Annotated in this window: 18 protein-coding genes; 8 read left to right on the top strand and 10 right to left on the bottom strand. The window is 71.5% G+C overall.

The window, feature by feature from the left end:
- The 4 genes from BLU79_RS09070 to BLU79_RS09085 all read right to left on the bottom strand — a co-directional run bounded on the left by BLU79_RS09070 (position 1) and on the right by BLU79_RS09085 (position 6,229).
- Positions 1-1,950: an ABC transporter permease gene (locus BLU79_RS09070; RefSeq protein ID WP_093905138.1), complete on the bottom strand. Its 1,950-nt coding sequence runs from the start codon at positions 1,948-1,950 to the stop codon at positions 1-3.
- The gene (locus BLU79_RS09075; protein ID WP_093905139.1) at positions 1,950-3,086 is read right to left on the bottom strand and encodes a quaternary amine ABC transporter ATP-binding protein; all 1,137 of its coding nucleotides are present in this window, start codon (positions 3,084-3,086) and stop codon (positions 1,950-1,952) included. Before BLU79_RS09075 ends, BLU79_RS09070 begins: the two co-directional genes overlap by 1 nt.
- A 20-nt stretch (positions 3,087-3,106) precedes the next feature.
- Positions 3,107-4,636 (bottom strand): GMC family oxidoreductase, encoded by a 1,530-nt coding sequence (locus tag BLU79_RS09080; protein ID WP_093905140.1) that lies wholly within the window; start codon positions 4,634-4,636, stop codon positions 3,107-3,109.
- Positions 4,637-4,702: 66 nt separating this feature from the next.
- A complete protein-coding gene (locus BLU79_RS09085; protein ID WP_093905141.1) occupies positions 4,703-6,229 on the bottom strand; it encodes an aldehyde dehydrogenase family protein in 1,527 nt (508 codons plus the stop codon).
- Positions 6,230-6,473: 244 nt separating this feature from the next.
- On the opposite strand from BLU79_RS09085, the gene BLU79_RS09090 reads away from it, so the two are divergent.
- Complete coding sequence (locus tag BLU79_RS09090) at positions 6,474-7,367, top strand: bifunctional helix-turn-helix transcriptional regulator/GNAT family N-acetyltransferase (protein ID WP_093905142.1); 894 nt, start codon at positions 6,474-6,476, stop codon at positions 7,365-7,367.
- A gap of 7 nt (positions 7,368-7,374) precedes the next feature.
- On the opposite strand, the gene BLU79_RS09095 is transcribed toward BLU79_RS09090, so the two are convergent.
- From BLU79_RS09095 to BLU79_RS09120, 6 genes are all read right to left on the bottom strand, one after another.
- A complete protein-coding gene (locus tag BLU79_RS09095; RefSeq protein WP_177000946.1) occupies positions 7,375-8,502 on the bottom strand; it encodes a DUF5954 family protein in 1,128 nt (375 codons plus the stop codon).
- Positions 8,503-8,654: 152 nt separating this feature from the next.
- Complete coding sequence (locus BLU79_RS09100) at positions 8,655-9,644, bottom strand: malate dehydrogenase (RefSeq protein WP_093905144.1); 990 nt, start codon at positions 9,642-9,644, stop codon at positions 8,655-8,657.
- Between the two features lie 321 nt (positions 9,645-9,965).
- Positions 9,966-11,291 (bottom strand): helix-turn-helix domain-containing protein, encoded by a 1,326-nt coding sequence (locus BLU79_RS09105; RefSeq protein ID WP_093905145.1) that lies wholly within the window; start codon positions 11,289-11,291, stop codon positions 9,966-9,968.
- Positions 11,292-11,711: 420 nt separating this feature from the next.
- Positions 11,712-12,230, bottom strand: coding sequence for a helix-turn-helix domain-containing protein (locus tag BLU79_RS09110; protein ID WP_093905146.1), 519 nt, complete (start codon positions 12,228-12,230; stop codon positions 11,712-11,714).
- 206 nt (positions 12,231-12,436) lie between these two features.
- Entirely contained in the window at positions 12,437-12,907 is a 471-nt protein-coding gene (locus BLU79_RS09115) for a DUF3017 domain-containing protein (protein WP_177000947.1), read from the bottom strand.
- Between the two features lie 67 nt (positions 12,908-12,974).
- Positions 12,975-13,829 carry a bifunctional methylenetetrahydrofolate dehydrogenase/methenyltetrahydrofolate cyclohydrolase gene (locus tag BLU79_RS09120; RefSeq protein WP_093905148.1) on the bottom strand — a complete coding sequence of 285 codons (855 nt, stop codon included), beginning with the start codon at positions 13,827-13,829 and terminating at the stop codon, positions 12,975-12,977.
- 280 nt (positions 13,830-14,109) lie between these two features.
- Between BLU79_RS09120 and BLU79_RS09125 the strand changes: the two genes are divergently transcribed.
- The 7 genes from BLU79_RS09125 (at position 14,110) to BLU79_RS09155 (ending at position 20,677) form a co-directional block, all read left to right on the top strand.
- Complete coding sequence (locus BLU79_RS09125) at positions 14,110-14,736, top strand: hypothetical protein (protein ID WP_093905149.1); 627 nt, start codon at positions 14,110-14,112, stop codon at positions 14,734-14,736.
- 126 nt (positions 14,737-14,862) lie between these two features.
- A complete protein-coding gene (locus tag BLU79_RS09130) occupies positions 14,863-15,609 on the top strand; it encodes an FHA domain-containing protein (RefSeq protein WP_093905150.1) in 747 nt (248 codons plus the stop codon).
- Positions 15,606-17,219, top strand: coding sequence for a protein kinase domain-containing protein (locus tag BLU79_RS09135; RefSeq protein WP_093905151.1), 1,614 nt, complete (start codon positions 15,606-15,608; stop codon positions 17,217-17,219). Before BLU79_RS09130 ends, BLU79_RS09135 begins: the two co-directional genes overlap by 4 nt.
- Before the next feature lie 92 nt (positions 17,220-17,311).
- Positions 17,312-17,698 carry a hypothetical protein gene (locus BLU79_RS09140; protein ID WP_256333221.1) on the top strand — a complete coding sequence of 129 codons (387 nt, stop codon included), beginning with the start codon at positions 17,312-17,314 and terminating at the stop codon, positions 17,696-17,698.
- Positions 17,699-17,865: 167 nt separating this feature from the next.
- Positions 17,866-18,606, top strand: a complete 741-nt coding sequence (locus BLU79_RS09145) for a hypothetical protein (RefSeq protein WP_093905153.1) — start codon at positions 17,866-17,868, stop codon at positions 18,604-18,606.
- Positions 18,603-19,970 carry a serine/threonine-protein kinase gene (locus BLU79_RS09150; protein ID WP_093905154.1) on the top strand — a complete coding sequence of 456 codons (1,368 nt, stop codon included), beginning with the start codon at positions 18,603-18,605 and terminating at the stop codon, positions 19,968-19,970. Before BLU79_RS09145 ends, BLU79_RS09150 begins: the two co-directional genes overlap by 4 nt.
- A gap of 101 nt (positions 19,971-20,071) precedes the next feature.
- The gene (locus BLU79_RS09155) at positions 20,072-20,677 is read left to right on the top strand and encodes an ALF repeat-containing protein (RefSeq protein WP_093905155.1); all 606 of its coding nucleotides are present in this window, start codon (positions 20,072-20,074) and stop codon (positions 20,675-20,677) included.
- Positions 20,678-20,692 lie beyond the last annotated feature (15 nt).

The raw sequence follows: 20,692 nt of genomic DNA on the forward strand, positions 1-20,692 counted from the left end.
TCACGCTCCCTTCTTCGCGCGGCGTTCCGTCGGTTGCGTCACCCGGTCCAGCATCAGGCCGAGGCAGACGATCGCCGCGCCGGCCACCAGCCCGGTCGCCAGGTCGCCCTGGGCGAGGCCGAAGACAACCTCGTAGCCGAGCGCGCCACCGCCGACCAGGCCGCCGATGATGACGACGGCGAGGACCAGGACCACGCCCTGGTTGACGGCGAGCAGCAACGCCGGGCGGGCGAGCGGGAGTTGGACCTGGCGCAGCTGCTGGGCGGGGGTCGCGCCGAGCGAGCGGGACGATTCCAGGGCGGCCGGGTCGACCTGGCGCAGGCCCTGGGTGGTGATGCGGACGACGGCGGGCAGCGCGTAGACGACGGCCGCGGCGACCGCGGGTGCGCGGCCCACGCCGAACAGGGCCACCACCGGGATCAGGTACACGAACTGCGGCATCGTCTGGAAGACGTCCAGGACGGGGCGCAGCAGGCGTTCGCAGCGGTCGCTGCGGGCGGCGGCGATGCCGATCGAGAAGCCCAGGACCAGGGTGACGGCCACGGCCGCCAGGACCTGGGAGAGCGTGTCGAGCGACGGGGTCCACACGCCGAGTACACCGATCGCGGCCATCGCCAGTACGGCGGTCAGCGCGGTGCGCCAGGTGCCGATCAGCCAGGCCAGCGCGGCGACGATCAGCAGGACCGACCACCAGGGCAGCCACTGGAGGCCGTCGCGCACGGGGTCGAGGACCCAGGTGGTGAAGTGGCCCGCCCAGTCGGCGGTGCCGCCGATGACGGGGACGCCGGAGTAGAGGTGGTCGGTCATCCAGTCGACGGCGCGGTTGACCGGGTCGGCGATGTTCACGGCCCAGGCGTCGGGCCAGTCGAGGCGGCCCGCGAGACGTGCGGCGACGGCGACGGCCACGGTGGCGATGAGGGCGTACAGCCAGCGCGCCCGGCCGTTCGGCTGCGGCTCCTCGCCGAGGCGTTCGCCCGCCGCGCCGGTCACGCGGTCCAGTACGACGGCGAGCAGCACGATCGGGATGCCGGCCGCGAGGGCCGCGCCGACGTCGACCGTGGCCAGGGCCTGGTAGACGCGGTCACCGAGGCCGCCGGCGCCGATGACCGACGCGATGACCGCCATGGACAGCGCCATCATGATCGTCTGGTTGAGGCCGAGCAGGAGTTCCTTGCGGGCCAGCGGGATCCGGGCGGTCAGCAGGCGCTGCCGCGCGGTGGTGCCGAGCGACTCGACGGCCTCCAGCACCTCCTTGTCCGCGCCGCGCAGGCCGAGGGCGGTGAGGCGGGCCATCGGCGGGGCCGCGTAGACGACGGTGGCCAGGACGGCGGCGGGCACGCCGATGCCGAAGACCAGGACGACGGGGAGCAGGTAGGCGAAGGCCGGGAGCACCTGCATGGTGTCCAGGACGGGGCGCAGCATCCGGTCCATACGGTCGGACAGCCCGGCGGCGAGGCCCAGCACCACGCCCACGACGACCGAGGCGAGGACCGCCACGACCATCAGCGCGAGGGTCTGCATGGTCGGGATCCACATACCGAGGAACCCGCAGGCCAGGAAGGCGGCGGCCGTACCGGCGGCGAGGCGCGGGCCCGCGACGCGCCAGGCGATCAGGGACGCGGCGGCGGTGACGCCCGCCCATCCGGCCGCGAGCAGCACCAGGTAGACGGCGCGTACGGAGATCACGACCGCGTTGCTGATGTGCCCGAAGAAGTAGAGGAACAGCGGGTGGCTGTCCCGGTTGTCGATGATCCAGGTGCTGGCGTTGGTGAGCGGCTCGGTGACGTCGACGGTCAGCGCGGCCGGCCAGGTGCCGCTCGCCCAGCGGGCGTTGGCCAGCGGGACGAGGATCGCGGCGACGAGGGCGAGCAGCAGGAGCTTGCGAGCGGCCGGGCGTTTGAGGAAGCCGGGCAGGGCGGCGCGCGGGGCGGCGGCGGTGACGGTGGCCATCACGCGACCTCCTTGGGCTGCTCCGTCCCCGCTATGACTGGCTGCTCCGTCCCCGCCACGACGCCGAGAAGCCGCTCGTGGTCGACCACCCCGAGACAGCGTCCGCCCTCCATGACCCGGGCCGGCGCACCGCTGCGCGCCACGGCCTCGATCGCCTCGGACACCGTGGCGTCCGGCGCGAGGGCCGGGCCGTTGCCGGCCTCGTCCGCCGACGCGGCGCGCATGGCCGTACGGACCGTCATGACCTGCTCACGGGGGACGTCGCGGACGAACTCGCGGACGTAGTCGTCGGCCGGGGAGCCCACGATCTCCTCCGGGGTGCCCAGCTGGACCACGGCGCCGTCACGCATCAGGGCGATGCGGTCGCCGAGCTTGAGGGCCTCGCTGAGGTCATGGGTGATGAAGACCATCGTGCGGCCCTCCTCGCGGTGCAGGCGCACGACCTCCTCCTGCATGTCGCGCCGGATCAGCGGGTCGAGCGCGCTGAAGGGCTCGTCGAAGAGCAGGACCTCGGGGTCCACCGCGAGCGCCCGCGCGAGGCCGACGCGCTGGCGCTGGCCGCCGGACAGCTGGCCGGGCCTGCGCTGCTCCATGCCCTCCAGGCCGACCTTGGCGACGACCTGGGCGGCCCGCTCACGGCGCTCCGCCTTGCCGACGCCCTGGATCTCCAGGCCGTACGCCACGTTGTCGAGGACCGTGCGGTGCGGGAGCAGGCCGAAGTGCTGGAAGACCATCGCGGCGCGGTGCCGGCGCAGTTCGCGCAGGCGGGTCTTGTCCATGGCGCGGACGTCCTCGCCGTCGATGGCGATGGTGCCGGCCGTCGGTTCTATGAGGCGGGTCAGACAGCGGACCAGGGTGGACTTGCCCGAGCCGGACAGGCCCATCACCACGAAGACCTCGCCCTTGCGGACGTCGAAGGACACGTCGCGGACGGCCGCCGTGCAGCCGGTGCGGGTGCGCAGTTCGGCGGGCGTGAGCGCGGTCAGCTCGGGGTCGGCGGGTATGCGGTCCGCCTTGGGGCCGAAGACCTTCCACAGGCCCTCGACGGAGAAGACCGGCGTGGTCGGGGGCTTTCGGGTCTCGGGCGTCGCGCTCTCGGGCGTCGTGCTGTCGGTCGTCGTGCTCTGGTTCGTCATTGCCTTGGGCGTCGTACTCATCACGCCTCACCTCCGATCAGTTCGACGGCCTTCTCCCCGACCATGAGCACCCCGATCATCGGGTTCACGGCGGTCATCGTCGGGAAGACGGAGGCGTCGGCGATACGTATGCCGTCCAGGCCGCGGATCCTCAACTGCGGGTCTACTACGGCCAGTTGGTCGTCAACGGCACCCATTCGGCAGGTGCCGGCCGGGTGGTACACGGTGTGCGCGACCTTGCGCGCGTACTCGCTCAGCTCCTCGTCGCCCGTGACCTCCGGGCCCGGGCACACCTCGCGCTTCAGCCAGCTCGCCAGCGGCTCGGTCGCGGCGATCTCGCGGGCGATCCTGATCCCGTCGACGAGGGTCTGGCCGTCGTAGTCGTCCTCGTCGGTGAAGTAGCGGAAGTCCAGCGCGGGCTTCACGGACGGGTCGGCGCTGGTCAGGTACAGCCGGCCGCGGCTCCTCGGCTTGGGGATGTTCGGGGTCATCGAGACGCCGAACTCCGGCCGCCGGTAGCCGAGGCGCTCCGGGTTGTCCGTGAACGGGACCTGGTAGAAGTGGAACATCAGGTCGGGGCCCTGGTGTTCGGGGTCGCGGCGGACGAAAAGGCCCGCGTCGGAGTCCATCGCGGAGTTCTCGGGGATCGGGCCGTGGGTCTCCCAGACGATCACCGACTCCGGGTGGTCGAGCAGGTTCTCGCCGACGCCCGGCAGGTCGTGCACGACGGGGATGCCGAGCGCCTCCAGGTCGTCCCTGGGGCCGATGCCGGAGTGCAGCAGCAGGCGGGGCGAGTCGACGGCGCCCGCACACAGGACCACCTCGCGCCGGGCGCGGATCAGCTGTTCCTCGCCGTCCTTGGTGCGCACATGCACGCCCTCGGCGTGCGTGCCGTCGAGCTCCAGCCGGTACGCCCAGGTCTCCAGCAGGACGGTGAGGTTCTCGCGCTCGTCCATCACCGGGTGCAGATACGCCACCGACGCCGACGAACGCTTGTTGTTCTCGGGGTGGTAGGCGAGGTCGAAGAAGCCGACGCCCTCGGTGAAGGGCTGCTTGTTGAAGCCCTCGACGCACGGGACGTCGAGCGCGCTCTGCGCCGCGTCGACGAAGTCACGGGCGATGGCGTTCCGGTCCTGCTCGTCGACCGGGACGATGTTGTTCAGCAGCCGGGCGAAGTACGCCTCCATCGGCACCGCGCCCCAGCCCTTGGCGCCGGCCTCCTCCCACTCGTCCCAGTCGGACGGCAGCGGCTTGAAGGCGATCAGGGTGTTGTGCGAGGAGCAGCCGCCCAGGACGCGGGCCCGGCTGTGCCGGATGTGCGAGTTGCCGCGCGGCTGCTCGGTCGTCGGGTAGTCGTAGTCCAGCTCACCGCCGAGCAGGCCCATCCAGCGGCGCAGCGTCAGCACGTCGTCGCGTCCCACATCGCTCGGGCCGCCCTCGATGACGGCGACGGTGACGTCGGGGTTCTCGGTGAGACGGGAGGCGATGACGGAGCCTGCGGTGCCGCCGCCTATGACGACGTAGTCGTACTCGTGGGTCTTCTCGGGCATCGGGTGGTACTCCAAGGGGGGGTGATCAGGGCTGACTTGGGCGGACGGGGTCCGGGGTCGGTCGGGTCAGCCCGCGAACCAGCGCACCGGCCGGGGCGCGAGGTTCTGGTAGACGTGCTTGGTCTCGCGGTACTCGGCGAGTCCGGCGGGGCCGAGTTCGCGGCCCACTCCGCTCTTGCCGAAACCGCCCCACTCCGCCTGCGGGAGGTAGGGGTGGAAGTCGTTGATCCAGACGGTGCCGTGCCGCAGGCGGCCGGCGACCCGGCGGGCCCGGCCCGCGTCGGCGGTCCAGACGGCGCCCGCGAGGCCGTACTCGGTGTCGTTGGCGAGGGCGATCGCCTCGTCCTCGGTGCGGAAGGTCTCGACGGTGAGGACGGGTCCGAAGACCTCCTCGCGTACGACCCTCATCTCGCGGTGGCAGCGGTCGAGGAGGGTCGGCTCGTAGAAGTAGCCGTTCTCCGGCCGCTCCTCGGACGGCTCGGGGCGCTTGCCGCCGGAGCGCAGCACCGCGCCCTCCTGGAGCGCGGATTCGACGTACGCCTCGACCTTCGCGCGCTGCTGCTCGGAGACGAGGGGGCCGCACTCGACGCCGTCGGCGGTGCCGCGGCCGAGGCGGATCTTCTGGGCCCGGCGGGCGAGTTCGGCCACGAAGCGGTCCCGGATCGACTCCTCGACGATGAGGCGGGCGCCCGCCGAGCAGACCTGGCCGCTGTGGATGAAGGCGGCGTTGAGGGCCTGGTCGACGGCGGTGTCGAAGGCCTCGTCGGTGGCGCAGGCGTCGGCGAAGACGACGTTGGGGTTCTTGCCGCCGAGTTCGAGCGCGACCTTCTTGACGCCGGGCGCGGCGGCCTGGGCCACCTTGGTGCCGCTGACCAGGCCGCCGGTGAAGGAGACGAGGTCGACGTCGGGGTGCTCGGCGAGCCGGGCGCCGACCGAGTGTCCGGGGCCGGTCACGATGTTGGCGACGCCCACCGGGAGGCCCGCCTCGACGAGCAGCTCGATCAGGGCGATGGTCGTCAGCGGGGTGATCTCGCTCGGCTTGACGACGAAGGTGTTCCCGGCGGCGAGGGCCGGGGCGATCTTCCAACTGGCCTGGAGCAGCGGGTAGTTCCAGGGGGTGATCAGCGCGCACACGCCGACCGGCTCATGGACGACAACGCTGTGGATGTCGTTCGAGCCCGCGTCGACGACCCGGCCCGGGGCCTCGCCGGCGACGAGATCGGCGAAGTAGCGGAAGGCGTCCGCGACACAGTCGATGTCGACCCGGCCCTCCTCGACGGTCTTGCCCGCGTCGCGGCTCTCCAGCAGCCCGAGCGGCTCGCGGTCGCGCACGAGCAGGTCGGCGACGCGGCGCAGCAGGGCGGCGCGCTCGGCGACGGACGTCAGGGGCCACTCGCCCTGGCCGCCGTCGAAGGCGCGGCGGGCCGCCGCCACGGCCAGATCGGTGTCCTTCTCGTCACCCTCCGCGACCACGGCGAAGGGCAGGGCGTCGGCGGGGTCGAGGATCTCGCGCGTGGCCCCGGAGACGGCCACACGCCACTCGCCGCCCGCGTGAATGGTCTGCCCTGCCTGCCGCGCCTGCTGTCCGGTCATGATCGGTGTCGCCTTCCGTTCCTGTTCAGCGCCCCTGAGTGACACAGGTGTCACTCATGAGGACCGTCACCGCCTGCCCCGACCATCGGATTGCATGCGCGATCGGCGACGGAAAGTGCCGTGCGTCACTGAAAATATGACCAAACAGGAACAAAAGGGAAACTTCTACTGGTCGCACATCCGCGACGCGCGCCGCGTCCCGGGTGTGGCCGAGGACGCGACCTTTGACTAAAGTCAAAGAAATATGGAGCCAGTATCGACGGAACACGTGACGGCCCTCCGCCGCTTCAACCGTTACTTCACGCGCCGCATCGGCGTACTGGACGACCACTACCTCGGCCAGAACCGCCCGCTCGGCGAGGCCCGGCTGCTGTTCGAGATCGGGGACGGCGCGTCCCTGCGCGAGCTCAGGAGCCGGCTCGGACTGGACGCCGGGTATTTGAGCCGGACGGCCAAGGCACTCGAAGCCCAGGGCATGGTCCGGCTGAACGCGCACCCGCGGGACAGCCGGCTGCGCATGATCGAGCTGACCACGGCCGGGCGGGCGGAGCTGAAGGAGCAGAACCTGCGGGCGAGCGCGGTCGCCACCGGGCTTCTCGAAGGCCTCAGCGAACCGCAGCGCGCCCGGCTGACCGAGGCCCTGGCCACCACCCAGCGCCTGCTGCGCCTCGCGGCCATCACCGTCGACCTCGTCGACGGCGCCGCACAGGACGCCCGGCACTGCCTGGACGCGTACGCGGCCGACATCGACGAGCGGTTCCCCGAGGGGTTCGACAAGAGCGACCTCGTACGGCCCGAGGAGGTGTCCGGCGACGCCGGCGCGTTCTTCGTCGCCCGCGAGGAGGGCCGCCCCGTGGGCTGCGGGGCGCTACGGCGCCTGGAACCCGGCGTCGGCGAGATCCGCCATGTCTGGGTGCACCCCGACGCCCGCCGCCTGGGCCTCGCCCGCCGCCTCCTCGACGCCCTGGAACGCGAGGCCGCCGCACGGGAGCTGACCGTCGTACGCCTCGACACCCACGCCGCGCTCACCGAGGCGCAGTCGATGTACCTGGCCTGCGGATACACGGAGATCCCCCGGTACGACGACAACGTCTACGCCGCGCACTGGTTCGAGAAGCGACTGCCGCCGGCCTCCTGAGCCGCTCTCAGCCGGTGCCCTTCCGCTTCTTGTTCTTGCGCCGCTCCCACTCGGCCTCCCAGAGCCGCTGGAGCTCCAGCGTCCGTTCGTCGAGCTCGATCGGCCCGGCGGCTTCCTCTTCGTCTTCCTCCTTCCACAGTCCCTGTTCCTTGAGTTGGCGGGTCTGGACGTCGACGGGCGGTTCCGGGTCCCAGTCGGAGGTGCGGGGACCCTCGGGGCCGTCGGGGCCGATGCGGACGAGGCGTTCGACGCGGGTGACGCGGTACCGGACGCCCGCGACCGTGGTGACGTTGGAGCGGGTTTCGTCGAGGCGGTCGGCGATACGGGCGTACTCCGCGCGCTTGTCGTCGTCGAGGCGGAGGGTGAACGGGGCCATCACCCGCAGCCAGGAGGCCAGCGAGTCACGGGCCGCCTGAGGTGTGGTGTGGGCGGCGCCCGGGTCGAAGGACCGCCATCTGCCGTCCACCCGCTCGGAGATCATGAACACCGCCGGGAGCAGCACCCCGCCCGGATACTCCAGCCGGGCCCGCCGCGCGTCCTCGGTGACCTCCGGCGGCGAGTCGGGCGTCACGCCGACGAAGTCCACCAGTTCCAGCTTCAGGATGCCGTTGGACAGTCCGGTGCCGGTGAAGGGGTCGACCACGAAGCCCTTCGCGGTCGGGCCGAGCCGGTACGCCTCGCCCACCTCCGCCGTGTCGGGGTCGGACGGGCGGGGCGGCTCGGGGCCGTTCGGGCCCATGCGGACGAAGCGGCCGGCGCGGACGATCCGGAAGCGTTCGCCGCGCACCCGGACGTCGTCGACCACCTCCCGGTCCATCCGCCGCGCCGCCGCCATCCACTTGCGCCGGGCCGTCTCGTCACCCGCGTCGTCGGCGTTCTTCGCGGCCAGCCGGAAGTGCGATCCGAGCGAGTCCCGGGAGCCCTGCGGAGCGTCGGTGCCGGTCCCCAGCAACTCCCAGCCGCCCGCCTCGCATTCGCGCGCGTGGAAGAACTCCGGGAGACCCACCCCCATCAGCTCCGGGTACCGCGTCGTCGCCTCCCACGCCTCCTGTTCGGCGAAGGCCGCGATCGGCCCCTCCTGCTGGGTGACGCGGATCGTCAGATAGGCAGGTGTCTCTTCTCGGTAGTCACTCACACACCGAGAGTGCCCATCGGTCGCCGGTCGGCACACGGGAATTGACATATTCGCTTCCGGCGGAGCCGGTGTCCTGTAGACCGGCCCCCGAACGCACCGGTCCCCGGCCGCTGTCGCAGCGACCGGGGACCGGGAAGCGGATGCCGTTCGGCTCAGATGAGGCCGAGGGCGCGGACCGCCTCGCGCTCCTCCTCGAGCTCCTTGACGGAGGCGTCGATACGGGCGCGGGAGAACTCGTTGATCTCCAGGCCCTGGACGATCTCGTACTTGCCGTCCTTGGTGGTGACCGGGAAGGAGGAGATGAGCCCCTCCGGGACGCCGTACGAACCGTCGGACGGGATGCCCATGGAGACCCAGTCGCCGTCGGCGGTGCCGTTGACCCACGTGTGGACGTGGTCGATGGCGGCGTTGGCGGCGGAGGCGGCCGAGGAGGCACCGCGGGCCTCGATGATCGCCGCGCCGCGCTTGGCGACGGTCGGGATGAAGTCCTCGGCGAGCCACTTCTCGTCGCCGACGACCTCGGCGGCGTTCTTGCCCGCGACGCTGGCGTGGAAGATGTCCGGGTACTGGGTGGCGGAGTGGTTGCCCCAGATGGTGAGCCGCTTGATGTCGGCGACCGTCGAGCCGGTCTTCTTCGCGAGCTGGGTGAGCGCGCGGTTGTGGTCGAGGCGGGTCATCGCGGTGAACCGCTCGGCCGGTACGTCGGGGGCGGCGGCCTGCGCGATGAGCGCGTTGGTGTTGGCCGGGTTGCCGACGACCAGGACCTTGATGTCGTCCGCGGCGTGCGCGTTGATGGCCTGGCCCTGCGGCTTGAAGATGCCGCCGTTGGCCTCCAGGAGGTCACCGCGCTCCATGCCCTTGGTGCGGGGGCGGGCGCCGACGAGGAGGGCGACGTTGGTGCCGTCGAAGGCGACGTTCGGGTCGTCGGAGATGTCGATGCCCTGGAGCAGCGGGAACGCGCAGTCGTCCAGCTCCATGGCCGTGCCCTCGGCGGCCTTCAGCGCGGGGGTGATCTCAAGGAGCCGCAGCTTGACCGGCACGTCCGCGCCGAGCAGCTGGCCGGAGGCGATGCGGAAGAGCAGGGCGTAACCGATCTGGCCGGCCGCGCCGGTGACGGTGACGTTCACGGGAGTGCGGGTCATGGCGTTCTCCGTAGGACAGCTGGCGGTGAGGCATCCCTGCCCCGGGGTGCGGGACGTAGAGATGATCGATCTCTTGGCGTCGAGAGATCCACCGGTCAGGCTATCGCGCATCCGGGATCTCGCACGGCCGGGTCCGTGTGGCCCGCCCCACAGAATGTCGATCAACGGGGGAAACGGGCGGAAAAGAGCGGCCGCCCGGTCCGGGAGAGGGGGACGCGGGCGGCCGCTGGGTGGGGGTACCGATTGCCGGACTCCCGTGGGGGTACGGTGCGCGTGCCCACTTTGCCGACGGGCATTCCTGCCCCACCTCATTCTTTTTTCCTACTGCGTGCACCCCTCCTGACCCACCGCCAGCGTCGCGCACGCCGTCGCGTCGCCCGCGTCCTTCACGGCCACCATCGGGGTGTACGCGATCGTGTCGCCGGCGACGGTGATCGTGCCGGTCTGCTTCGTCTTGCCGACCGTCACCGCCACCTCGTCTCCCTGCGCGGCCTGCGTGATGCGTCCCCACGCCGCGCCGCACGTCTCGCTGTAGCGCACCTCGACCACGGCCGTGCCGACGGTCGCGGTCTTGGCGGTGGTCACGAGGTCGCCGCTGCAGCCCATGCTCTCCGCGTCCTTGCCGGTGCAGGAGTCACCGCTGCACTTCACCCCGGCCGGCAGGTCGGGGTCGGTCGTCACGGACGGCGAGGGCGACTTGCCGGCGTCCTCGTTCTTGTTCTTGTCGCCGCCGTCGGTGAGGAAGAACACCGCGGCGATCACCACCAGCACGCCGACGACCCCCGCGAGGAACATCGTCAGCCGCCGCTTGCCACCGCCGCCCCCGGTGGACCCGCCTCCCGGACGAGGCCCCTGCGGCGGCTCGCCGTAGGGATTGGGCGTCGCCGGCGACCACCCCGACGCCGCGCCGGAGGTTCCGGAGACCTCGGATGCCGCCGACACCGGGGAACCCGGGGACGCCGAGGATGTCGAGGACCCTCCCGACGACGACGGACCGGCCGTACGGCCATTCGTCGGCGACGGACCTCGATAGCCCGCCAGGCCCCATGAGTTGGCCCCGGAGGAGGAGCCGTCCCGGACGTCGCCCCCGGTGGCGTCCCGTACGGGCGAGTCCTGGACCGGAGCGTCCCGAACCGCCGAGTCCCGCACCTCCGGTGCCGTGGGCTGGGCCGGCACCGTGGGCGGAACGGTCGGGGCCACGCCCGCCGGCCCCGCCACTCCGGGCGTGGGCGCGGCCGTGGCGCTCCCGCCCCTGCGCGCGGTCTTCCCTGCCTTCGCGCCCCCCTTGGCATTGGGCGGCGGCGCCCCGAACTCGCTCAGGGCGGCGCGCGCCTGAGAGATCCGGATGGCCTCCATGGTCATGTCGTGGCGCATCTCCGAACGGCTCCACGCCCGTTCGGCGAGCTCCCACATCGTCGTCAGGTGGATCGGATTGGTGCCGGTGACCTCGGCGAGCGCCACGATCGCGCCCTTGGGCGCGAGCAGCCGCCCGTTCAGATACCGCTCCCAGGACGTCTTGCTGTATCCCGTGCGGTCGGCCAGCGCCGCGATGCTCAGACCGCTGCGGTCCACGAGCCGCCGCAGCTGGCTCGCGAACTCCCTGACCTGCGGATCGAGTTCATCCGGCAAGGCCCTCCAACGAGGCATTGCTTCCCCCCTCTTCCCCCCGGTTCGTGCTGGTGTTTCTCGCGTTTCCCCCGCGCGTGGTGCCCTCTGCCGAGTCCCCGTTCTGGCTACCCACAGGGATGCGCCCAGTAAGGATCTCAGTTCCCGGGGTGGGGGCGCACGGGAGCATTGTGGCCGTGGGCATGCACCGTTGCACGCCCCCGACAGCGTCCAGTGTTCCACCGGCTTCCCTCTCCGGCCGACGCAACCCTGGTAGTAAGCCCTTGCGACATACAGGACGCCCCGGACCCGTCCCGATCGCCCACGCTAGCCCGCTTACCGAACGACTTCCTTGCAAATCCGCGAACTTGTCAACACATCGCCACACAGAACGCACATAAACGATCACCTGCGCCACATGCGATGCATTCGGACAAGTCCGGCGCAGTCGTCACGCCCGGCTCAGCCCAGCGCAACGGCCCCGATCACCGCGATCACCGCCAGAGCCACGACGAGCAACACCGCGATCACCAGCAACCGCCGCGAGGGCGGCTCCGGTTCCTTCGGCGGCGCGTCCCACCAGGGCAGGGTGGGGTCGTCCTCGTACCCCTCGGCCCCCTCGGCCCGCGCAGAACCTTCCGACTCCCCGTGCGCCTCGCCCGTACCGCCCGGCTGCCCCGGCGACTGGGTCGGCACCGCCACCGGCTTCGGCCACGCCTGCACCGCCAGTTCCCACCGCGCCCCGAAGCGTTCCGCCTCCTCCTTGTCGGTGCCCGCCACCCGGCACAGCGCGATGACCGCCTGCCGGGGCGGGGGCTGGGTGGCGTTGAGGTAGCGCTGCCAGGAGGACTTGCTGTACGCGGTGCGCGCGCCCAGCGAGACCAGGCTCAGGCCCGTGCGGTCCTTGAGCTGCCGCAAGTGCTCCACGAAGTGCCGCACCTCCGGCGGCAGATCGTCGGGCAGCGGCTGCCAGGAACCCATCGCTCACCTCCGAACCAGAACCCGATCGGGTGACGACACGGAACGGCGCCTTGGTTCCCCGCCGGACCCGAAGTAGCGGAACGGTCACCTCCGTGCCACAGCGCACTGACAGGCGTTGAACAGCCCCTTCACCGTGCCCGAGGGTGGACGCAGACGGCGGCCCGTCCTTGCCCGGGGGAAAGGACGGACCGCCGTCCTGCGGAGCGTCAGCTGTCCACCGTGAAGTGCAGCGCGTCCTTCAGGAACGGCATCTTCAGCAACGGATCCGGCTGCGCCATCAGCGCCAGCAGCACGATCACGAGGCCCAGCACGCCGTACGTCGCGATGTCCGTGAAACGGGACCGTACGGCGAGCATGCCGACGCTCGGCAGGAACCACCGCAGCACCGCGCCGGCCAGCAGGGCGCCGCCGATCACCAGGGTGCCGACGCGGAACACGTCGAGCGCGGTGATCAGCAGGCCGACCCCGACCAGGCCGAGGACGAGAAGGACGGGCCACTGCCTCGCGGGCGCCGGCGCGTCACCGCCGGCTGCCCGGCCGCCGCCCTCGGGGCGGGCCGTGTCCCGGGTGAACAGCGGGAAGCGGCGGGTGGTGCGCCGGGGCACGCCCTCCGCGTCCGGGGCACTCACCGGGTCCCGGACCTCGATCTCCGCCACCTCGGCGGTGTCCTCGGCCATGGCAGCGTCATCCGCCCCGGCGGTGTCCTGCGCCCGGGCCGTGTCCTCCGCCCTTCCGGCGGTTCCCTCAACCGACACTGCGCTCCGCCGCCTCGACCACGTTGACCAGCAGCTGCGCCCGGGTCATCGGGCCCACGCCGCCGGGGTTCGGGGAGATCCAGCCGGCCACCTCGGCGACACCGGGGTGGACGTCGCCCACGATCTTGCCCTCGGCGTTGCGCGAGACACCGACGTCGAGGACGGCCGCGCCCGGCTTCACGTCCTCCGGGCGGATCAGGTGGGCGGAGCCCGCGGCCGCGACGATGATGTCCGCGTTGCGCAGGTGCGCCGACAGGTCGCGGGTGCCGGTGTGGCACTGGGTCACGGTCGCGTTCTCGCTGCGCCGGGTCAGCAGCAGCGGCATCGGGCGGCCGATGGTGACGCCACGGCCGACGACCACGACCTCGGCGCCCTTGATCTCGACGCCGTGCCGGCGGAGCAGGGTGAGAACACCGTTGGGGGTGCAGGGCAGCGGGGCCGGCTCGTTCAGGACCAGGCGGCCCAGGTTCATCGGGTGCAGGCCGTCCGCGTCCTTGGCCGGGTCCATCAGCTCCAGGATGCGGTTCTCGTCGATGCCCTTGGGCAGCGGCAGCTGGACGATGTAGCCGGTGCAGGCCGGGTCCTCGTTCAGCTCGCGGACGACGGCCTCGATCTCCTCCTGGGTCGCCGTGGCCGGCAGCTCACGCTGAATGGAGGAGATGCCGACCTGGGCGCAGTCGCGGTGCTTGCCTGCGACGTACTTCTGGCTGCCGGGGTCGTCCCCGACCAGGATCGTGCCGAGGCCGGGCGTGACGCCCTTCTCCTTCAGCGCCGCCACGCGGACGGTCAGATCGGACTTGATCGCGGCTGCGGTGGCCTTGCCATCGAGAATCTGGGCGGTCATGGCCCCCATCCTCCTTGATGACGCCCTCTCGGTTCCAATCCGGGTCCGCTCTGGGTCGTCCATGGCCTCGGCGGCCGTATCTCCACCCGTATCCACTCATGATCAATGATGTTGCACTTGCACAACACATACGGAATGCGGCTGGACAAGTAAGAGCAGACTAAAGAACGATGTGACGGCAGTACCGCGGGCAGTACCGGGGGGACGACCGCATCCGAAGACCTTCCTCCGAACACAGTGCCGCGCGTCCCCGCACTCGGACAACGGAGGAAAGACCGCCATGAGTTTCGGCGACCCGAACAACCCTTACGGCCCGCCTCCCCAGGGCCAGCCCGGCTACCCGCCGCAGCAGCCGCCCCAGGGCCAGCCCGGTTACGGCTACCCGCAGCAGCAGCCCCAGGCCCCCGGTTACGGCTACCCGCAGGGCGCTCCGCAGCAGCCCGCGTACCCCGGCTACCCGGGCGGCAACATGATGCCGGTGGAGATGCCCGGCCTCATGAAGACGGCCCGTGTGCTGCTCTTCATCCTCTCCGGCTTCCAGATCCTGATCGGCATCGTCGCCGGCATCGCCGTCGGCGCCGCCCAGGACGTCTCCAACGGCGTCGGCTCCGGTGACAGCACCGACGGACTGGCAGGCCTCGGCTTCCTGGTCGCGGCCCTGATGGTCGGCCTCGGCGCTCTCTCCATCTTCCTGGGCGTGAAGTTCAAGAACGGCGGCAGCGGCATCCGCATCACGACGATCGTGTACGCGTCGCTGATGATCCTCGGCGGTATCGTCAACACCGTGAACGGTGGGGGCGGCTCCGCCACCTTCGGCGGGCTCATCTCCCTCGCCATCGCCGGCATCATCCTCGCGTCGATGGTCAACAGCGCCGCCACCGCCTGGTTCAGCCGCCCGCGCTACTGAGCACCATCAGGGCTCAGTTCACGCCAATAGCAGCCGAGGGCCGTGTCTCACCCGTATGAGGGGGGCACGGCCCGGCCGCGTCGCCCTACTCTGACTCGGTAGCCGTCAGGCACGGGGAGACGCACCTTGTACAGCATCATCGTGGTACCTCCGCCGACCACGGAGGACGAGAACCACCCCACCCAGATCCGTATGGCGCCCGGCGAGCAACTGAGCTTCGGGCGTTCCGATTCCGACAACGACCTCACCATCGCGCACGACGGCGTGTCCCGCAGAGCGGGTCAGATCACCGCCCAGGGCGCCTTCTGGATACTCAGCAACCTCAGCCGGGAGCAGACGTACGTCGTCGAGAACCCGGAGGGCGCGGGCGAGCACATCAAGGTCGGGCCGGGGCGGCTGGACGCACCGGTCCCCTTCGAGTTCTCGCGGATCGTGCTGCCGGCGGCCGGTGATCTGCTGCCGATCGAGGTGTGGGCGCCGCGGCATGACTACCGCAGCGAGGACGGCCTGGACGGCGCCACCACCGCGCCCGCCTTCTCCGTAGACCGCACCAAGCGGTACTTCGCGGTGCTGGCCGCCCTCTGCGAGCCCCGCCTGCGCGGCGAACCGCACGCCGCACTGCCCACCGTCGACCAGGTCGTCGACCGGCTGCGCCCCAACTGGCCCGCCGCGTCCCGCACTTCCGTGCAGTGGAACATCGACTACCTCGCGGTGAAGCTGCGGCTGAAGCCGGGCCCGGAGGAGGCGGACACCGGCCCGCGCCTCAACGGCAAGAAGGAGTCGCTGGTCTCGCTTGCGCTGCGCTTCGATCTCGTACGGGAGAACGACCTCGTCGTCCTGACGGAGCCGGCGCCGCGCCGGGTGGCCCGGTGACCGAGCCGTACGCCGTGCCGGTACCGAAGGGGTACCGGGTCGGCGCGTGGGAGGTGCGGGAGCCGATCGCCACGGGGGCGTTCGGGAGTGTGTACGAGGCGAGGCGCGTCGCCGCCGACGAGAGCCCCTCGAAGCACGAGAACCTCCCGAAGTCGGCGGCCCTGAAATTCCTGCCCACCGGCACCGGAACCCCCCGCCAACTCACCCACCTGCGCGAACTCATCGACCGCGAGGTCGAGTTGCACCGCCGGCTGAAACAGCCGCGGCTGATCCGGATGTACGACACCCTCGTCGTCGACGATCCGGCCCGCCCCGCCCTCGACGGCGCCACCGTCCTCGTACTGGAGAAGGCCGAGGGCTCCCTGTCCGCGCTCGTCGCGGCCGAGCCGCGCCCCGCCGCCGGGCCTGCCCTGCTCGCGCAGATCTGCGAGGGGCTGGCGCAGCTGCACCACGCCGGCTGGGTGCACGGCGACCTGAAACCGGCCAACGTGCTGCTGATGGCGGACGGTTCGGCCCGGCTCGCCGACTTCAACATGGCGGCGGAGCTGGAGGGTACGCACGCGTACACGCCCGCCTTCTCCACGCCCGACTACACACCGCCGGAGCTGCTCTGGTCGGAGATCGGCGAGCGGGGCCGCCGGATCCGCCCCTCGGCGGACGTCTGGGCCTTCGGTGTCCTGGCACATCTGCTGCTGACCGACTCCTTCCCGCTGCCCGGCGCCACCCCGACGGCCCGTCGTGACGCCGCCGCCGCGTACGCCCGCGGCACCGACGAGCTGCGGCTGTCGCCCGAACTCCCCGACACCTGGCGGGAGATCGTGCGGGACTGCCTGACCCGCACGCACGCCGACCGCATCGGTACCCCGGACCTGCTGCGCCGGGTGGAGGCGACGGCCGGCACCGGCCGCTCCCCGCGTCTGCCCCGGGCCCTCCTCCCCCGTCGCCGCTCCCGCCGTACGACGGTGCTGGCCACCGTGACCGCCGTGGTGGCGGTGGCCGCGCTCGGATACGGCGTCAACAACTGGACGGACACCGACAAGGACGGGGGTGGCGGCGGGGTCGGGGTCGGCGCGTCGGGCACCGGGACCGCGAAGGTCACGGCCGCCGCCCGCTACGGCGCCTCCGAACTCCGTACGGACAAGGGCGTGCCCGTGGCCTACCGCCGGCTGATCGTCGACGCGGCCCACGACTGCGTCCGGCCGGAGGTCACGCCCGCGCTGATCGCCGCCCTGCTGAAGGCGGAGAGCAACTTCGACCCGAACCTCTCCGACCCGTCCGTGGGCGAGGAGGGCGAGTACGGCATCGCCCGCTGGACGCCGAGCCTGCTGCGCTGGTGGATCCGCGCGGACGGCGTCCCCGCGCCGGAGACCCCCAAGCCGCCCCTGTCCCCCGCCGATTCCATCCCGGCCGTGGGCCGCTACCTCTGCTACATGGAACCTCTCCTCAATCGGACCGGCTTGTCCGGCGACCGCCAGGTGCTGCTGGCGGCGGCGTACCGGACCTCGACCAAGGTGGTGAACAACGCGGGCGGCGTTCCCCCGAAGTACCGCGACTACGCCACCCGCGTCGCTCACTACCTCAAGGAGTACACGCCGCCGGGCGAGAAGTGACCCTGAGAGTTCTGAGGTACCGCCGGTGACGCCCCGGCGGCACCGTGGTCCTGTCCACCAACGGGGGTGGCAAGACCGGAAGGACACCGACCATGAAGCGCATGCTCGCCACGCTGGGCGCGGCGGCCGTACTGGCGACGGGCGCCGTGGCCCTCACGCCGTCGGGGGCCTCGGCCGCACCGAACGGCTGCTGGGGCAGCGGGCCGAACAACTCCCGCTACTGCCACAACTACCAGGGCGGCAACGTGCTGTTCAACGGCAACGTCGCGGGCTGGCTCAACGCGGGCGACAACTGGTTCGTCTGCCAGAAGAAGTTCCCGGGCCAGGAGAACCCGCCGGTCGGCGACGCCCGCAACGACTGGTGGCTGTGGACCCAGGCCGACACCAACGTCAGCAACGGCGGCTGGGGCTGGTTCCCGGCCAACAAGGTGTCGGGGGGCGTGAACTACGGGGCGATTCCGGGGCTGCGTACCTGCTGATCGACGCCGGCAACACGGCTGCGGCCTCCGGCTCCCTCGGGGGAGAGTCGGAGGCCGTGGCGCGTCGTGGCGCGCCGTGGCGTCTGAAAGCTTCGCAGTCGCGATCAGGGTTCCCTTACCCTTCCCTACGTTGAACGTTGAACTGGGGATGGAGGGGGAACGACTCCATGTACAGCGTCATCGTCGTGCCGCCGGAGTGCGGCAGCGTGGACGACCAGGTGAGGATCGCCACCGGTGAACGGCTCGCGTTCGGCAGAGCCGCGTCGGACGGCGGGCTGACCATCGCGCACGAAGGGGTACCCCGCGTCGCCGGGGAGATCACGGCACACCGGTCCTTCTGGCTGCTGAGCAACTTCAGCGAGGACCAGACCTACGTGGTGGAGAACCCGGAGGGTGCGGGAGAACACCTCAAGGTCCCGCCGGGCCGGCTGGAGGCCCCCGTACCGTTCGAGTTCGCGCGGGTGGTCCTGCCCGCCGCGGGAGACCTGCTCTCCTTCGACGTCTGGGCCCCGCGCCACGCCTTCCGCAGCGCGGACCGTCAGGGCCTCCCCGGCGCCGTCACCGCACCGGCGTTCGCCCTGGACCGCACCAGCCGGTACTTCGCGGTGCTGGCCGCCCTGTGCGAACCCCGGCTGCGTGGGGAGCCGCACGCGCCGCTGCCCGCGGTGGAGCAGTTGGTGGAGCGACTACGCCCGGCGTGGCCGACGGTCAGCCGCTCGTCGGTCTACTGGAACATCGACTACCTGGCCCTCAAACTCCGGCTGCGCCCCGGCCCCGACACCGCCGAACCCGGCCAGCGCGTCAACGGCAAGAAGGAGTCGCTGGTCTCGCTCGCGCTCCGCTTCGACCTGGTCCGCGAGGACGATCTGACCGTACTGGCCGTGGCCGTCGGCGGAGTGGCCCGGTGACCGGGCAGTCGTACGCCGTCCCCGTCCCGAAGGGTTACCGGGTCGGTTCGTGGGAGGTGCGCGAGCCCCTCGCGTCGGGCGCGTTCGCGACCGTGTACGCAGCCCGACTCGCCGAGGAACAGGGCCCTGGGCAGCACCCGACGCTGCCCCGCCGAGCCGCCCTGAAGTTCCTGCCCACCGGCACCCGCACCCCGCGCCAGCTGCGGCATCTGCGCGAACTGGCCGAGCGGGAGGTGGAGTTGCTGAAGCGCCTCAAGGCGCCCCGGCTGATCCGCATGTACGACACTCTGACCGTCGACGACCCGGAGCACCCGGAGCTGGACGGCGCCACCGTGCTCGTCCTGGAGCTGGCCGAGGGCTCCCTGGATGCGGCACTGGAACACGACCCGAAGCCGGAGTCGGGTCCCGCCCTGCTGGCTCAGATCTGCGAGGGCTTGCACCAGCTGCATCACGCCGGCTGGGTGCACGGCGACCTGAAACCGGCCAACGTGCTGCTTCTGGGGGACGGTTCGGTACGACTCGCCGACTTCAACATGGCGGCCGAGCTGCAGGGCACCCACGCCTACGCCCCCGCCTTCGCCACGCCCGACTACACGCCGCCGGAGCTGCTGTGGCCGGAGGTGGACGAGCGGGGTACCCGGATCCGCCCATCGGCCGACGTCTGGGCCTTCGGCGTCCTCGCCCACGTCACCCTCACCGGCTCCTTCCCGCTGCCGGGCGGCAGCACGGAGGCCCGCACCGACGCGGCGATGCGCTATGCGCGAGGCACCGAGGAACTGCGGCTGTCCCCCGAACTCCCGGCCGCCTGGCAGGAGATCGTCCGCGACTGCCTGGCACCCACACACGCGGAGCGCCTCACCCGGATCCCCGACACCGGTGCTCTCCTGCGCCGGGTCGAGGAGGCCGCGGGCGCCTCCCGCTCGGCCCGGCTGCCGAGGCTGCGGCCCCGGCGGTGGCGGCGTGCGGTGCTGGTCGCGGCAGTGACGGCGCTGGCTCTGGGGGCGACAGCGACGGCATCTACGTACGCCCTGCGCGACGAGGAGAGGCCGACCGCCTCGGCACCACCCAGCTGCGAGAAGCCCGCGGTGTACAAGGACGCCAAGTACGGCCGCGGTTACACCGCCAACTGGAACAGCACATGGGACTTCACGGTCAAGCAGGGCGAGGCCGGCAGCCAGGTCCGCGAAGTCCAGTGTCTGCTCCGGTACCTGCATGGCATCTCCGAGGTCGGCGAAGTGGACGGCATCTTCGGCCCACTGACGCACAAGGCGGTTGTCAGGTTTCAGGAGCGGGTGGGGCTGGAGGCGGACGGGGTCGTGGAGACGCGGACGTGGAGCGCGCTGCGGAAGGCCGGGGAGGTCTGACCTGAGGGGCGCTGGGTAATTGCGGTGATCTCAGGCGTGGTTGAAGGGAAGATGCACACACCGAACCTGACGCACACGACGAAGACAAGGAAGGTTCACACGTGAGACCGACCCGTGCCGCCCTGACCCTCGTGGCCACCGCCCTGACCCCGGCGCTCCTGCTGGCAACCCCGGCCTTCGCCGCCGACTCGGCCCCGTCGACCGCCACCACCGTCGCGACCGCGTCCGACGCGACCGACCCGGGCGTCGACGAGATGTCCGACGACGACGTCCGTGTCGCGATCATGCGCATCATCGCCGACTCCACCACGGGCAAGGCCGTCTACGCCGCCGCGCAGAAAGCCATGGACGGCACCATCGAGGACCAGCGGTACTTCCTGTCGACGGGCCGCTGGATAGCCCAGGCCGAGGACGACCGCGTCGCCATCGCCCGTATCCTCGCCACCGCCGATCCGAAGACCGACAAGGCGGTGATCAGGGAGGCCAACGAGGCCCTCGACGCCAACACCCCGGAGGCCCTGCGCGCCTTCCTGGAGACCGGTTACCGCCTGGCCGTCGCCGAGGACGACCGCGTCCGCGTCGCCCGCATCCTCGCCGACCCGACGATCAGCGACGCGCTGCGGGCCGCCGCGGAGGACGTGATCGACGGGACGCCGGAGGAGTTGCGGTACTTCATCGAGGTGGGGCAGTACGAGGTGGACGGCTAGGACCTGTCCCCAGGC

The sequence above is a fragment of the Streptomyces sp. cf386 genome (assembly GCF_900103585.1).
GTDB lineage: Bacteria > Actinomycetota > Actinomycetes > Streptomycetales > Streptomycetaceae > Streptomyces.